General features: G+C 66.5%; 14 protein-coding genes. 11 read left to right on the top strand and 3 right to left on the bottom strand.

Annotation, left to right across the window (positions count from 1 at the left end):
* The first annotated feature begins 71 nt into the window (after nucleotides 1-71).
* The 4 genes from IEX33_RS01705 to IEX33_RS01720 all read left to right on the top strand — a co-directional run bounded on the left by IEX33_RS01705 (nucleotide 72) and on the right by IEX33_RS01720 (nucleotide 4,512).
* The gene (locus IEX33_RS01705) at nucleotides 72-848 is read left to right on the top strand and encodes a demethylmenaquinone methyltransferase (protein WP_229675234.1); all 777 of its coding nucleotides are present in this window, start codon (nucleotides 72-74) and stop codon (nucleotides 846-848) included.
* A 3-nt stretch (nucleotides 849-851) separates the two neighbouring features.
* Nucleotides 852-2,183 (top strand): geranylgeranyl reductase family protein, encoded by a 1,332-nt coding sequence (locus IEX33_RS01710; protein ID WP_188727219.1) that lies wholly within the window; start codon nucleotides 852-854, stop codon nucleotides 2,181-2,183.
* Nucleotides 2,180-3,280, top strand: a complete 1,101-nt coding sequence (locus IEX33_RS01715; RefSeq protein WP_188727221.1) for a polyprenyl synthetase family protein — start codon at nucleotides 2,180-2,182, stop codon at nucleotides 3,278-3,280. Before IEX33_RS01710 ends, IEX33_RS01715 begins: the two co-directional genes overlap by 4 nt.
* Before the next feature lie 410 nt (nucleotides 3,281-3,690).
* Nucleotides 3,691-4,512: an endonuclease domain-containing protein gene (locus IEX33_RS01720; RefSeq protein WP_188727223.1), complete on the top strand. Its 822-nt coding sequence runs from the start codon at nucleotides 3,691-3,693 to the stop codon at nucleotides 4,510-4,512.
* 138 nt (nucleotides 4,513-4,650) lie between these two features.
* Here IEX33_RS01720 and IEX33_RS01725 read toward each other — a convergent pair whose 3' ends face one another.
* On the bottom strand, nucleotides 4,651-5,076 hold the full coding sequence (locus tag IEX33_RS01725; protein ID WP_066278208.1) for a hypothetical protein: 426 nt from the start codon (nucleotides 5,074-5,076) through the stop codon (nucleotides 4,651-4,653).
* 63 nt (nucleotides 5,077-5,139) lie between these two features.
* Entirely contained in the window at nucleotides 5,140-5,796 is a 657-nt protein-coding gene (locus IEX33_RS01730; RefSeq protein ID WP_188727224.1) for a trimeric intracellular cation channel family protein, read from the bottom strand.
* Nucleotides 5,797-5,857: 61 nt separating this feature from the next.
* Here IEX33_RS01730 and IEX33_RS01735 point away from each other — a divergent pair, with 61 nt between their 5' ends.
* The 6 genes from IEX33_RS01735 to IEX33_RS01760 all read left to right on the top strand — a co-directional run bounded on the left by IEX33_RS01735 (nucleotide 5,858) and on the right by IEX33_RS01760 (nucleotide 12,675).
* The gene (locus IEX33_RS01735) at nucleotides 5,858-6,727 is read left to right on the top strand and encodes a sirohydrochlorin chelatase (RefSeq protein WP_188727226.1); all 870 of its coding nucleotides are present in this window, start codon (nucleotides 5,858-5,860) and stop codon (nucleotides 6,725-6,727) included.
* Between the two features lie 54 nt (nucleotides 6,728-6,781).
* Complete coding sequence (locus tag IEX33_RS01740; protein WP_188727228.1) at nucleotides 6,782-8,527, top strand: nitrite/sulfite reductase; 1,746 nt, start codon at nucleotides 6,782-6,784, stop codon at nucleotides 8,525-8,527.
* A 29-nt stretch (nucleotides 8,528-8,556) separates the two neighbouring features.
* Complete coding sequence (locus IEX33_RS01745; protein ID WP_377090012.1) at nucleotides 8,557-9,315, top strand: phosphoadenylyl-sulfate reductase; 759 nt, start codon at nucleotides 8,557-8,559, stop codon at nucleotides 9,313-9,315.
* Nucleotides 9,312-10,259 carry a sulfate adenylyltransferase subunit CysD gene (gene cysD, locus IEX33_RS01750; protein ID WP_066278202.1) on the top strand — a complete coding sequence of 316 codons (948 nt, stop codon included), beginning with the start codon at nucleotides 9,312-9,314 and terminating at the stop codon, nucleotides 10,257-10,259. Before IEX33_RS01745 ends, cysD begins: the two co-directional genes overlap by 4 nt.
* Entirely contained in the window at nucleotides 10,259-11,665 is a 1,407-nt protein-coding gene (locus tag IEX33_RS01755) for a sulfate adenylyltransferase subunit 1 (protein WP_188727230.1), read from the top strand. Before cysD ends, IEX33_RS01755 begins: the two co-directional genes overlap by 1 nt.
* 230 nt (nucleotides 11,666-11,895) lie before the next feature.
* Nucleotides 11,896-12,675 (top strand): hypothetical protein, encoded by a 780-nt coding sequence (locus IEX33_RS01760; RefSeq protein ID WP_188727232.1) that lies wholly within the window; start codon nucleotides 11,896-11,898, stop codon nucleotides 12,673-12,675.
* Nucleotides 12,676-12,687: 12 nt separating this feature from the next.
* On the opposite strand, the gene IEX33_RS01765 is transcribed toward IEX33_RS01760, so the two are convergent.
* Nucleotides 12,688-13,119, bottom strand: a complete 432-nt coding sequence (locus IEX33_RS01765; RefSeq protein WP_188727234.1) for an SRPBCC family protein — start codon at nucleotides 13,117-13,119, stop codon at nucleotides 12,688-12,690.
* Nucleotides 13,120-13,216: 97 nt separating this feature from the next.
* Between IEX33_RS01765 and IEX33_RS01770 the strand changes: the two genes are divergently transcribed.
* Nucleotides 13,217-14,383 (top strand): RtcB family protein, encoded by a 1,167-nt coding sequence (locus IEX33_RS01770; protein ID WP_188727236.1) that lies wholly within the window; start codon nucleotides 13,217-13,219, stop codon nucleotides 14,381-14,383.
* Nucleotides 14,384-14,545 lie beyond the last annotated feature (162 nt).

Here is a 14,545-nt window from a genome sequence, read left to right on the forward strand (position 1 = left end):
CCGGGGCGGAGCCGGAATGGGGCAAATCGTGGCTGGTCGGGACGCTCCTGAACATTTGAGACAATGACATGGTGAACCGAGCATCCTTGGATAAGCGTCCGGACGAAGTAGCCACGATGTTTGACGACGTCGCACCGAAGTACGACGTCGTCAATGACGTCCTGTCCCTGTGGCAGACGCGCCGCTGGCGCAAGGTTGTGGTGGATGCCATGGAGGCCAGCAAGGGCCAGCGTGTCCTGGACCTGGCAGCGGGCACCGGCACCTCCAGCGAACCGTATGCCGATGCGGGCATAGACGTTGTGGCCTGCGACTTCTCCCTCGGGATGCTCAAGGTGGGCAAGCGCCGCCGCCCGGACATCAACTTTGTTGCCGGCGATGCCACCAACCTGCCGTTTGCTGACAACTCCTTCGACGCCACCACCATTTCCTTCGGACTGCGGAACGTCAACGAACCCAAGAAGGCACTGCAGGAGATGCTCCGCGTCACCAAGCCCGGCGGCCGGCTGGTCATTGCCGAGTTCTCCCAGCCCGTGGTTCCGCTCTGGCGCACCATGTACACCGAATACCTCATGCGGGCCCTGCCGGCCATTGCCACGAAGGTTGCGTCCAACCCCGACGCATACGTCTACCTCGCCGAGTCCATCCGCGCGTGGCCGGACCAGGACCACCTTGCCGCCTGGCTGCAGGAGTCCGGTTGGGAGAAGGTCACTTACCGCAACCTCACCGGTGGAATCGTGGCCGTGCACCGCGCGTTCAAAGCCGAAGAATCAAAGCCGGACAGCGCCGCTGCCGCCATCGCGGCGCACAAGGGCCCCGTAGCCAAGCTGCGCCGCAACATCGTCCGCTGACCTGTGAAGGTACTGATTGTCGGCGCCGGTCCCGCCGGATCCACCGCCGCGTACTACCTTGCCAGGGCCGGGCTGGACGTGACCGTTCTGGAGAAGACCAGCTTCCCGCGCGAAAAGGTCTGCGGTGACGGGCTCACTCCCCGCGCTGTCCGCGAGATCCAGAAGCTCGGCCTGCCCCATCCCGAAGGCGACGGCTGGCGCCGGAACAAGGGCCTGCGCCTGATCGCCGGCGGGCGCACCATCGAACTGCCCTGGCCCGAGGTTTCCGACTTTCCCCAGTACGGGCTGATCCGCACCCGGCTTGGCTTCGACGAGGAACTGGCCCGGCACGCCCAATCCGCGGGTGCCGCCATCCTTGAGCGGCACAGTGTCACGGATGCCATTCGCAACGACGACGGCCGCGTCACCGGTGTCCGCGCAGCGCTCCTTGACGAGTCCGGACGCAAGACGGGGGAGACGCGCGAGTTCAGCGCCGACGTCGTCCTCGCCGCCGACGGCAATTCCACGCGCACCGCTGTATCCCTCGGAATGCATAAACGCGACGACCGCCCGCTCGGCGTCGCCGTCCGCTCCTACTTCACCTCGCCCCGCACGGACGACGACTGGATGGAAGGCTGGCTGGAGCTCCCCGGACGCGACGGCAAGCTCCTGCCCGGCTACGGCTGGGTGTTCGGTGTGGGCGACGGCACCTCCAACGTGGGCCTGGGCATCCTGAACTCGTCCAAGGAGTTCGGCAAGCTCGACTACAAGCAGGTCCTGCGCGAATGGACCGGCGGCATGCCCGCCGAATGGGGCTTCACCCCGGAAAACCAAGTGGGCGAGATCCGCGGCGCGGCGCTGCCCATGGGCTTCAACCGCACGCCGCACTACTCTCCGGGCCTGCTGCTGCTGGGCGACGCCGGCGGCATGGTCTCCCCGTTCAACGGCGAGGGCATCTCCTACGCCATGGAGTCCGCGCGGTTCGCTGCCGAGTTCATCATTGACGCCACCTCCCGCTCAGTGGCGGCCGGCGGAACGTACGACGCCGATGCGCACCTGGCGCGGTACGCGGACTATGTGCGCGAACAGTGGGGCTCCCACTTCACCCTGGGCCGCGCGTTCGCCGTGCTGATCGGCAAGCCTGCGGTCATGAAGCTCGCACTCCGGACCGGCATGCCCATCCCGGTGCTGATGCGGTTCGTGGTCCGGCTCCTGGCCAACCTCACGGACCCGTCCGCGGAGGGCTTTGAGGACCGGGTGATCCGTGTCCTGGAATCGCTGGTTCCGGCCACATCCAATACGCTGGCGGCCTCGAATCAGCGGTATCCGCAACAAAAAGTTAGGGTTAACCCGTGACCAACCCCGCAGACCACAGCTGGACGCACGCCGGACACGGCCTGCCGGACTCCGAACCCAGCCTCAATACCACCGCCATCGCAACGGGCCTGCAGCTGCCCGCGGGTTTCGCGGCCATCGCCGGAGACGCTGAACTGGGGCCGGCCATCACCAACAACCTGGCCCGGGTGGAGAAGAAACTCCGCGAAGCCATCGCCAACTCGGATCCGCTCGCTGACGCCACGTCGCGCCACCTGGTGGAAGCCGGCGGCAAGCGCATCCGGCCGCTGCTGACCCTGCTCTGTGCACACCTTGGCGACGCGTCGCTGCCCGCCGTGGTGCAGGCCGCCGTCGTGGTGGAACTGACGCACCTCGCAACGCTCTACCACGATGACGTCATGGACTCGGCCCCGTTCCGCCGCGGTGCACCTACCGCCCACGAGGTCTGGGGCAACTCCGTGGCGGTCCTTACCGGCGACCTGATTTTCGCCCGCGCCTCAATCCTGGTGTCCGAACTCGGTTCCCGGGCGCTCGGCATCCAGGCACGCACATTCGAGCGGCTGTGCCTGGGCCAGCTCCACGAAACCGTGGGTCCCCGTCCGGATGAGGATCCCGTGGAGCACTATCTTTCGGTGATTGCGGACAAGACGGGTTCGCTCGTGGCTGCCTCCGGCCAGCTCGGCGCCATCTTCGCAGGTGCCGATCCCGCGTACGAATCCGTGCTGGTGGAATACGGCGAAAAGGTGGGCGTCGCCTTCCAGCTTGCCGACGACGTCATCGATGTCACGGGCATCAAGGTCAAGTCCGGCAAGTCACCCGGCACGGACCTGCGCGAAGGGGTTCCCACCCTGCCGGTGCTGCTCCTGCGCAAGGCCGCTGCTGACGGTGACCAGTCCGCCGTCGAGCTTCTCCGGCTTATTGACGGCGACCTGACCTCCGACGAGGCCCTTGCCGAGGCCGTCGCCGGCCTGCGCGAGCATCCCGTCACGGCAGAATCCTGGGTGGTGGCACGCCGGTGGGCTGACGAGGCGATCGACGCCCTCGCGCCGCTGCCCGAGGGCGTCGTCAAGGATTCGCTGTCCAGCTTCGCGCTGGCTGTGGTGGACCGCGCCAGCTGACCCAACATGAAGCCCGGCTCCCTGCAGGGGCCGGGCTTCGCTGTGTGCGGCCCCGGAGCAACGTTGCTTAAACGGGACAGCCCCGGTCCGCAGCAACGATACGAGTCATACGTCGCTGTGAACCGAGGCTATCTCTCCGTTCGCATCAGACCCGCCGGAGGCGTTTAGCGGATCCGTGAATAGTCTATGACAGCTTTGTCACAAGATGCAACTACTAATTTACTGGTGGTGTCACGGACTTGTTGGCGCTGAGTTTCCCCACCTTTCTGCCGGCACCGGGTAGGAAGCCCGGCGAGTTGCAGGGACCCGCCGACAGGCAGCTCGAAAGCCGGGGAAGATCAGCAGGAGCTTTGTCCACATAGGCCTCCCCGGCACTGCATTCCCCGTCGAAGATTGGGTCTGCTGGCTCCATGGACCTCACCCGATTTCTCACGTACGCAGGCTCAGTGGCGCGCACCTCCACGCTCCTGCAGGCTGGATTCACAGACCGGAGCATTCGCAATGCGGTGGCGCTGGGTGACATCCGCCGGCTCCGGCACGGGGTGGTGGCGCTGCCCGGGGCCCCGGCGGACATGACTGCGGCTGTCCTGGGCAATGGCCTGCTGACCTGTGCTTCCGCCGCAGTACATCGCCGTCTTTGGCTGTTGAGGGAACCGTCAAGTGTTCACCTCCTGTGCCGGCACCGTGGGCCGGCGGACGCCGTCGTGCACCGCGGGACCCTGATTCCTCCGGATTCACCAAAACCCGTGGCGAGCACTACTGACGTGTTGATCCACAGCCTGCGCTGCCTTCCGGCCATGGAAGCTGCCGTCATGGTGGAGAGCGCAGCCCGGCAGGGGATAACCACCCTCGGCTACCTGCGCGGGCGGCTACCCGGTAAGCGGAACGGTGCAGCCAGGCGCGTGCTGGAACTCGTTGACGGTACCGCAGATTCGCCCATCGAGGTGGTTGCCCGGATCCTTTTCCGCGCGGCGGGCATTTTCACGGAGACACAGGTGGAGCTCCCCGGCATCGGCATCGTGGACTTCCTGCTGGAAGGATTCCTGATCGTCGAGCTTGACGGCGCCACCCACCTTGAGCCCCGGCAGGTAAAGAAGGACCGTGCCAGGAACAACGCCAGCACCCTCACCGGATATGCGGTACTGCGTTACGGGTACGCCGACGTGGTGCATCACCCGGAAAGAATCATGGCAGAGGTGTGGCAGGTCCTCCGGGGCCGGGTTATCCGCTGAGATTCCTAAGGTTTTGCTGGCGAACCGGGGGAAACACCGTCATCGGAGGAGGACACACCGTCGCACACCCCAAAAGGTGAGGAAACCCAGCGGGCACCGGAGGATCTCGACGCCGCGCTGTAACGGAAGAGAGGGAGCCTAGTTGTCGTCGTCCTCGAAGGCCCACTCGAACATGTCGAACACGAACTCGGAGAACGTGCCTTCTTCGGACTTCCACTGCCCGCGGGCGTTGTTGCGCCGGTACACAATGGGGTCGGGGACGCTGAGGTCGCCCACCCGGAAGCCCCACGTGTATTCCTCTTCCTCGTCCTCGAGGAACATCAGGAAGCCTTCGTCGTCAACCTCGAGCTCGTCGGGATCCCAGAAGTAGTGGTACGCCTCCATCAGGTCCTCGCAGCCACCGACAGCCAGGTAGAACTCGCGGAGCACCAGGGGTATCTGGAATTGGTGGTCGGCCAGGGCCTTGTCCAGCTCGTCCGGATCCAGCCCGTCCTCTGCCTGCCATTCGTCTTCGAGATACTTCGGAACAAGCGCACGGAATTTCTCGAGGAACATGTCAGTCATGCTTCATATCCTAGCTAATCCCGGGCCCTGCAAAGTGACGCGGGAGTGCCACCGATGGGCTTGTCAGGCCGCGGGATTGCTGCCCCGCCGGTGCCACCCGTGAACGGCCAGCGGCGCCTGCCAGGAGCGCCGCCATGCCAGGATGCGGAAAGTGAAAACCACGGCTGCGATGGCGGTGGCCGTCAGCACGTTGAAGACGCCCAGGACCCACAGCCCGGCGGTCATGGCGGCACCCACGAAGGCCGGCAGCGCGTAAATGTCCTTGGGGTTGAAGAGTTCAGGAACCTCGTTGGCGGTGATGTCGCGCAGCAGCCCGCCGCCCACCGCCGTTGTGACTCCCAGCAGGACCGACGCCACCGGGTTCATGCCGGCAGCCAGTGCCTTGAGCGTGCCGGTCATGCAGAACAGGGCAAGCCCGCCTGCGTCGAACAGGGTCAGCAGCGACGTGTACCGCTGCACGCTGGGGAACAGGAAGTACACCAGGGCCGTGGCCAGCAGCGGCGGTACAAGGTAGGCCGGGTTGGTGAAGGCCGCGGGCGGCCCGCTGTTGAGGATGATGTCCCGGATCACGCCGCCGCCCAGTCCCACCAGGGAAGCCAGCAGCAGGGACCCCACAATGTCGATGTGCTTCCGGGCCGCCAGCAGGGAGCCCGACACCGCGAAGAAGAAGACGCCCAGCAGGTCCAGCCACACCGGCGCGTTGTCAAAGGCGAATGTCATGGAGCGTCCCGGCAATTCAAAAGAGGGCGGACAGGGCGGCTCCAACGTTACGCTAGCCCGTATGAACAGCCCCATCATGATCGCCTGCGCCCATGGGACGTCCAACACACAGGGAGCCGCGGAGGTCAACGCCCTGCGCGCCGCCATCGCCGAACTCCGCCCCGGCCTTGACGTCCGGGAGGCCTATGTGGACGTCCAGCAGCCTGATCTGGTGGACGTGGTTGCGGGCCTGCCCGAGGGGGAGGCCGCCGTGGTGGTGCCGCTGCTGCTCAGCGTGGGCTACCACGTGAAGGTGGACATTGCGCGGGCCGTGAAGAGCCGCCCGGGCAGTGCCGCAGCCGCGCCGCTGGGGCCTGATCCGCGCCTGGCCGCATTGCTGGACCAGCGGCTGCGTGAAGCCGGCGTGACGGATAACGACGTGATTGTGCTCGCCGCGGCAGGCTCCTCCAACCCCAACGCCGCCATCAGCGTCGAGGAACTGCTGGGCCAGCTCCGGGAGCTGCGGTCCAACCGGATGGTGGCCGCCTATGGTGCCTCTGCGAAACCTTCCGTGCCCGACGCCGTCGCCATGCTTCGCGAGGAGCTGGAAGGCGGTGCCGGGGCGGGTGAGTCCGCCGGGGCGGTCGACGTCGGCGGCCGCGTGGTGATTGCCTCCTACCTCCTGGCGCCGGGCTTCTTCCACGACCAGCTGGCCAAGGCCGGGGCCGACGTCGTGACCGAACCGCTGCTGCCCTCCCCGGTGCTCGCCGAGATTGCGCTGGACAGGTATGACGCCGCCGTCGAAAAAGCCCGTCAAGCCGCCGCCCACGCGCCAACTGAAACAACAGCACAGGCCCCCCAAAAGGCCCCCGCGGAACCGGCCGCAAATGCACAGCAGGGTGGCTTCTTCAAGGCTGTCCGGCGTTTCGTGACGAAATATTTCCCTAGGTGACTTAGCGTTTCCGGGCCTTTGTGACGCTCTTCGGGCGGGACCTACAGTCGATGCATGACTGATACAGCTCTAGCCGGAGCGTCGGCGGATTCCGCTGCCGCAAAGCGCCCGGCCCGCACGTCCCGTCCCGCCGCGAAGCCGCACGGTCAGTGGAAAGTGGACGGCAAAACGCCGCTGAACGCCAACGAAACCTGGAAACAGGAAGACGACGGCCTGAACGTGCGCGAGCGTATCGAGACCATCTACTCCAAGGAAGGCTTTGACGCCATCCCCGGCCAGGACCTCCACGGCCGGTTCCGCTGGTGGGGCCTGTACACCCAGCGCAAGCCCGGGATCGACGGCGGCAAGACGGCCACGCTTGAGCCGCACGAGCTCGAGGACAAGTACTTCATGCTCCGCGTCCGAATCGACGGCGGCGCCCTCACCACCGAACAGCTGCGCGTCATCGGGCAGATCTCCGTGGATTTCGCCCGCGACTCCGCCGACCTGACCGACCGCCAGAACATCCAGCTGCACTGGATCCGCGTGGAGGACATCCCCGAGATCTGGACCCGCCTGGAGGGTGTTGGCCTGTCCACCACCGAGGCCTGCGGCGACGTTCCCCGCGTGATCCTGGGCTCGCCCGTGGCCGGCATCGCCAAGGACGAGATCATCGACCCCACCCCGCTCATCGAGGAGCTGGGGGAGCGGTTCATCGGCAACCCACTGCTGTCCAACCTGCCGCGCAAGTACAAGACCGCCATCACCGGGCACCCCAGCCAGGACGTGGTCCACGAAATCAACGACTTCGCCCTGGTGGGTGTCCGCCACCCGGAACTCGGCGTCGGCTACGACCTCTGGGCCGGCGGCGCGCTGTCCACCAACCCGATGCTCGGCAAGCGCCTCGGTGCGTTCGTGACGCCGGAGCAGGCCGCCGACGTCTGGCTCGGCGTGACCAGCATCTTCCGCGACTACGGCTACCGGCGCATGCGCACCAAGGCCCGCCTGAAGTTCCTGATGGCCGACTGGGGTCCGGAGAAGTTCCGCCAGATCCTCGAAGACGAATACCTCGGCTACAAGCTGGCTGACGGCCCCGCCGCGCCCAAGCCCACCACCCCGGGAGACCACATCGGCGTGCACGAGCAGAAGGACGGCAAGTTCTTCATCGGCGCCACCCCGCTGGCCGGCCGCCTGTCCGGTGCCGCGCTGGTCATGCTCGCGGACACCCTCGAGGCCCGCGGCTCCTTCCGGCTGCGCACCACCCCGCACCAGAAGCTCGTTGTCCTGGACGTTGAGAAGGACCAGGTGGAGCCCCTCGTGGCCGAGCTGGACGAGCTGGGCCTGTCCGCCCGCCCGTCCGTGTTCCGCCGCGGCACCATCGCCTGCACCGGCATCGAGTACTGCAAGCTGGCCATCGTGGAGACCAAGTACACCGCAGCCACGGCAGTGGCAGAGCTGGAACGCCGCCTGGCCGACCTCGCTGACAGCGGCCAGCTGCCCCACGCGCTGTCCCTGCACATCAACGGCTGCCCCAACTCCTGCGCCCGCATCCAGACCGCGGACATCGGCCTCAAGGGCATGATGCTGCCAACGCCCGACGGCGACCCCTCCCCGGGTTTCCAGGTCCACCTGGGCGGCGGGCTGGCTTCCAACGAGCGCGAGGAAGCAGGCCTGGGCCGCACCGTCCGCGGCCTCAAGGTCTACGTCGACGACCTCCCCGATTACGTGGAGCGCGTTGTCCGCACCTTCGTGGCCCAGCGCGCCGAGGGCCAGACTTTCGCCGAATGGGCCCACGCAGCAGATGAGGAGGCACTCCAGTGAGCAAGCACGCACTTGGGGTAGACGCCGTGGTGGCACCGGCTGAGGCTTCCGCGCAGGTTGAGGCCACGGTGGCGACCGCCGCTCCCAAGCTCCGCAGCAAGGAAGAGCTCAAGGCCATCGCCGAAGCCGGTGCCGCCGAGCTTGGCTGGGACGCCCCCGCCCGCGATGTCATCGCCTGGGTGGAGCGCAACTTTGAGCTGCCCGCCGTCGCCGTCGCCTGCTCCATGGCCGACGCCGTCCTCCCGGCCCTGGTGGCAGACCAGATGCCCGGCGTCGACGTCCTGTTCCTGGAGACCGGCTACCACTTCCCGGAAACCTACGCCACGCGCGACGAAGTGGCCGCGAACCTCCGCGTCAACGTGGTGGACGTGCTTCCAGAGAACACCGTGGAACAGCAGGACCGGCTCCTGGGCAAGGATCTCTTTGCCCGCGACGCCGCCCAGTGCTGCGCCCTCCGCAAGGTGGCACCGCTGCGCCGCACCCTGTCCGGCTACGAACTGTGGTTCACCGGTGTACGCCGCGACGAGGCCCCCACCCGCACCAACACCCCGCTGGTCACCTGGGATGAGGTCAACGGCCTGGTCAAGGTGAATCCGGTGGCTGCGTGGACGTTCGACCAGCTGGTCCAGTACTCGGACGACAACCTCCTGCCCGTCAACCCGCTGCTTTCCCAGGGGTACCCCTCCATTGGCTGCCAGCCCTGCACCCGGAAGGTGGCGCCGGGCGACGACCCCCGCGCCGGCCGATGGGCAGGGACCGACAAGACAGAATGCGGACTACACGTATGAGCACTTATCTAACCGAGGAGACCACCCAGGTGACTGACGCTGCCGTTTCCACGCGCCTGAGCAGCCTGGACACCCTGGAGTCCGAGGCCATCCACATCATCCGCGAGGTTGTTGCCGAGTTCGAAAAGCCCGCCCTGCTGTTCTCCGGCGGCAAGGACTCCGTGGTGATGCTGCACCTGGCTACCAAGGCCTTCTGGCCCGGCAAGGTTCCGTTCCCCGTGCTGCACGTGGACACCGGCCACAACTTCCCCGAGGTCATCGACTTCCGCGACCGCACCGTTGAGCGGCTCGGCCTGAAGCTCGTGGTGGGCTCCGTCCAGGAATTCATCGACCGCGGCGAGCTCGCCGAGCGCGCCGACGGCACCCGCAACCCGCTGCAGACCGTCCCGCTGCTGGACGCCATCCAGCAGAACAAGTTCGACGCCGTCTTCGGCGGCGGCCGCCGCGATGAGGACAAGGCCCGCGCCAAGGAGCGCATCCTGAGCCTCCGCGACGAGTTCGGCCAGTGGGACCCGCGCAACCAGCGCCCCGAGCTGTGGAACCTCTACAACGGCCGGCACACCGTGGGCCAGCACGTCCGTGCGTTCCCCATCAGCAACTGGACCGAGCTGGACATCTGGCGCTACATCGAGCGCGAGAACATCGAGCTGCCCGGCCTGTACTACGCCCACGAGCGCGAGGTCTTCGCCCGCGACGGGATGTGGCGCGCAGTGGGCGAGGTGTCCCAGCCGCTGCCGCACGAGGACGTCATCACCAAGACCGTCCGCTACCGCACCGTGGGGGACATGTCCTGCACCGGCGCCGTGGAGTCCGACGCGTACACGGTGGCCGACGTCGTGGTTGAAGTCGCTGCCTCCACCCTGACCGAACGTGGCGCCACCCGTGCAGATGACCGCATCTCCGAGGCCGCCATGGAAGACCGCAAGAAGGACGGGTATTTCTAATGAGCACAGACACCCTGGCAGTTCAGGGGCTGGAAGCGGCCCTCCCAACAACACTCTTCCGCTTCGCCACCGCGGGATCGGTCGACGACGGCAAATCCACTTTGGTGGGCCGCCTCCTTCACGATTCCAAGGCCATCCTGGCTGACACCCTCGACGCCGTTGCGCGCACTTCGGCGGACCGCGGCTTTGGCGGCGCTGCCGGCGGGATTGACCTGGCCCTGCTGACCGACGGCCTGCGTGCCGAGCGCGAGCAGGGCATCACCATTGACGTCGCGTACCGCTACTTCGCGACTGACCGCCGCAGCTTCATCCTGGCCGACTGCCCCGGGCACGTGCAGTACACCAAGAACACGGTGACCGGCGCGTCCACGGCGGATGCCGTCGTCGTACTCATTGACGCCCGCAAGGGCGTGCTGGAGCAGACCCGCCGGCACCTGTCCGTGCTGCAGCTGCTGCGCGTGGCGCACGTGATCGTGGCCGTGAACAAGATCGACCTGGTGGACTTCAGCGAGTCCGTGTTCCGCGAGATCGAAGCCGACGTGCAGCAGGTGGGCCGCGAACTCGGTCTGGGATCCGATGGAATCAGCGACCTTCTGGTGGTTCCCGTGTCCGCGCTCGACGGCGACAACGTGGTGGAACGCTCCGAGCGCACCCCCTGGTACACCGGCCCGGCACTGCTCGAGGTCCTCGAAACCCTCCCGGCGGCCGATGAACTGGAAAGCCACCTGGAGAGCTTCCGCTTCCCGGTGCAGCTGGTGGTCCGCCCTCAGGGTGCGCTGGCTCCCGACGCCGTGGCAGCCGGACTGGACGTGGAGGCCTACCGCGACTACCGCGCGTACGCCGGCCAGATCACCGAAGGCTCGGTGAAGGTGGGGGACCAGGTATCCGTGCTGACGCCGGGCCAGGCCCCGCGCACCACCACCGTGGTGGGCATCGACTTCGCCGGAAAGTCCCTGGAGGAAGCCGCCGCCCCGCAGTCCGTGGCTGTTCGCCTGGCTGACGAGTTCGACGTCGCCCGGGGTGACACCATCGCCGCCGCCGGCACCGTCCGCGAAGCCACCGCAGACCTGTACGCAGCGCTGTGCTGGCTGTCCCCGAAGCCGCTGCGCGAGGGACAGAAGGTGCTGGTCAAGCACGGCACCCGCACCGTCCAGGCCCTGGTCCGCAACGTCGGCGGCAAGCTGGACCTTGCCTCCTTCAAGCTGGAACCGGCGTCCACCCTGGAACTCAACGACATTGGCAACGCGCAGCTCCGGCTCGCCGCGCCGCTGCCGCTGGAGAACTACCTCCACCACCGCCGGACCGGAGCTTTCCTGGTGATCGACCCGCTGGACGGCAACACCCTCGCCGCCGGACTGGTCAAGGACCACCCGGGCGACCATGAGGACGAGCGCTACAGCATCTGATTTCCCCTGATACCGCGGTTTGTTCGCAGATCCTGGCCTTGATGGTTCGGATCCGCGAACAGGCCGCGGTTTTGTTGTCTTCGGCAGTGAGTACTGGCAACAGCCCTCAGTGCTGCCTTGTTCAAATGCAAGTACTCGCTACTCGTGCGGGCCGCTGCGCCACCACGACTTAATGGTCAGCGGGGGCACGAGCTTCCTTTGGATCTGGACGCAACACCTGAGGAGGCACAATGCCGGCCATCAAAGAGTGGAAAACCCGGGCGGCTGAGCATCTCCGGCGAGACTCCGAGGACTGGAGGATCGAACCCCGCCATGCGCGCCTGCTGATCCTGATCCCGTTCATCATCGCCGTGGTGGTGGCGGCAACCCTTCCGTTCAAGGACTTCTACCTCTGGCTGGTTAACGAGGACTCCGTTGTCGAATGGCTGCAGTTCGCGTGCCTGCTGGCGGCAAGCATCTTCCTGCCCCTCATCACCGTGTACCTGGTCCGTGCCAAACGCTGGGGCATGGCTGTGCTCTATGGGGTTGTTACGTTGGGGGTCTGGTTCCTGACGGGCGAGGAGATCTCCTGGGGACAGCGCATCTTCGGCTGGGCCACGCCGGAATCCTTGAACGAGGTCAACCGCCAGGGCGAAACCACAGTGCACAATATCCGCGGCGTGCAGGAACTGGTGCCCGCGGCCATGCTCCTTGCGAGCCTTTATGGCGTGTGTGCCCCGCTGGTATGGACTGCCCTTGGAAAACGGTGGGAGCACCTGAAGAACAGGCGCCTGCTGGTCCCGCCGCTGTGCCTTGTGCCGGCCTTCCTGCTGGCCGCCGGCTACCGCCTGTTCCGCCTGCTGATCTGGCCGGAGCCCACGTTCGTCATCTCGGAGTATGCCGAGGCGATGGAGCTGTCCCTTTACCTGGGGCTCGCGATGTTCTGTTGGTACAACCTGCGCCTGCTGCGTGAGCCGCAGGCGGGCCCTGGCCGGAACCAGACCCGGGGCCTGCACCGCAAGGCTGCGTAGGTTCCAGACTTCTCATGACTCCAGAATGGTCTTGAGTTTTTGCAGGTCCTTGCGGGTTTCCCGGCGGATCATCGGTGCCATGAACAGCCCCGCGAGCTTCGAGAAACCCGAGGGGCTCCCGGTGTTGCCAAGCGTCATGCGCGTCCCGCCGTCGTCGTCCGTCCAGGTGTAGGTGGTCTGCATGGGGAACGGGCCCTGCGCCGTCCGCATGACGAGCCGCTCGCCGGGGACATAGTCCACGAACTCATAGGTGTAGCGGAGCTCGCGGCCCAGGAACTTTGCCGTGAAGGCCACCTTGGATCCGGTACCCAGCGGTCCGGCGTTCAGGCGCTGCGACCTGTGGATGTTGGCGTACCACGTGGGGGCGTTGTCCGGGTTGGCCGCATAGTCCGCCACCTCCGCGCGCGGCCTGCGGATGAGGATGCCGGTCTGGACGTTCACCATACGTGCGTCTCCTTGTCAGCGTGGACCGGCCAGATAACCTGCCCGGGGTTAGCCTAGGAACCACGTTAGTCCCCAGCCGTCCCATGGAAGGCCCCGCATGGAAGCCATCAACAGTAAGCTGCTGAACTGGGCCTCGATCCTGGATGACAAGACGCGTGAGCAGGCGGTGAAGACCTCGCAGCTGCCATTCATTTACCCGCACCTCGCCCTGATGCCCGATGCCCATCTGGGAAAGGGCGCCACCGTGGGCTCGGTGATCCCCACCCTGCACGCGATCATTCCGGCGGCCGTGGGGGTGGATATCGGCTGCGGCATGATCGCCGTCCGGACCCAGTACGCACTGAAGGACCTGCCCAGGGACCGGAAGAGGCTGCGCGAGGACATCGAGCAGGCCATCCCGCTGTCCGCCGGCCACAACAACCGGACGGTGCAGGCCACGGCGGAGCCGCGGATAGCCGAGCTGAAGAAGCTGGCCGCGAAAGCCGGCTTCAACCCGGCACAGTACGTGGAGAAGTGGGACCTCCAGCTGGGCTCGCTCGGATCGGGCAACCACTTCATTGAGGTCTGCGCGGACGAGGCCGACGCCGTGTGGCTGTTCCTGCACTCAGGTTCCCGCGGCATCGGCAACAAGATCGCCCAGCACCACATCGGCGTCGCCCAGCACGCGGTGGCCAAGCAACAGATTCACTTGCCGGACCCGGACCTCGCCTACCTCGAGGAGGGCACGTCCCAGTTCGAGAGGTACATGGCGGAGCTGAGCTGGGCCCAGCACTTCGCCCTCCTGAACCGCGAAGAGATGATGGACCGCGTCAGCACCCAGTTCGGCCGTTGGGTGGGCGGGACGGTGCAGGAACTCGAGAGGGTCAACTGCCACCACAACTTCACCCGGCAGGAGGTCCACTACGGCAAGTCCGTCTGGGTGTCCCGCAAAGGCGCCATCAAAGCCGCCCACGGCGACCCCGGACTTATTCCGGGGTCCATGGGGACGTCGTCGTACGTGGTGGAAGGACTCGGCAACGCGGCGTCGCTGAACTCCTCGCCGCACGGGGCAGGCCGTGAGTACTCCCGCAACGCCGCCCGGAAAACCTTCTCCCTCGACGAACTGAAAAAGGCCATGCGGGGGATCGAGTTCAGGGCCTCGGAGGCGTTCATCGACGAGATACCTGCGGCCTACAAACCCATCGACGTCGTGATGCAGGACGCGGCGGACCTGGTCACCGTCCGGCACAAGCTGCGGCAGCTGGTCAACGTCAAAGGAAACTGAGCCGGTCACGGGCACCCGGGCCGCGCGCGTTCGCCGGAACGGTGCCACGGCGCCGGAGCGGAACGGCGAGCGGGCACCGTTCCGGCGACCCCGGCGGATGGCGTCCGAATATGACGCTAGATGAACCTGCGTGACCCCCCGTTTCCGCGTCATTGAACGGGT

It is taken from the genome of Pseudarthrobacter scleromae, assembly GCF_014644515.1.
GTDB classification, from domain to species: Bacteria; Actinomycetota; Actinomycetes; order Actinomycetales; family Micrococcaceae; genus Arthrobacter; species Arthrobacter scleromae.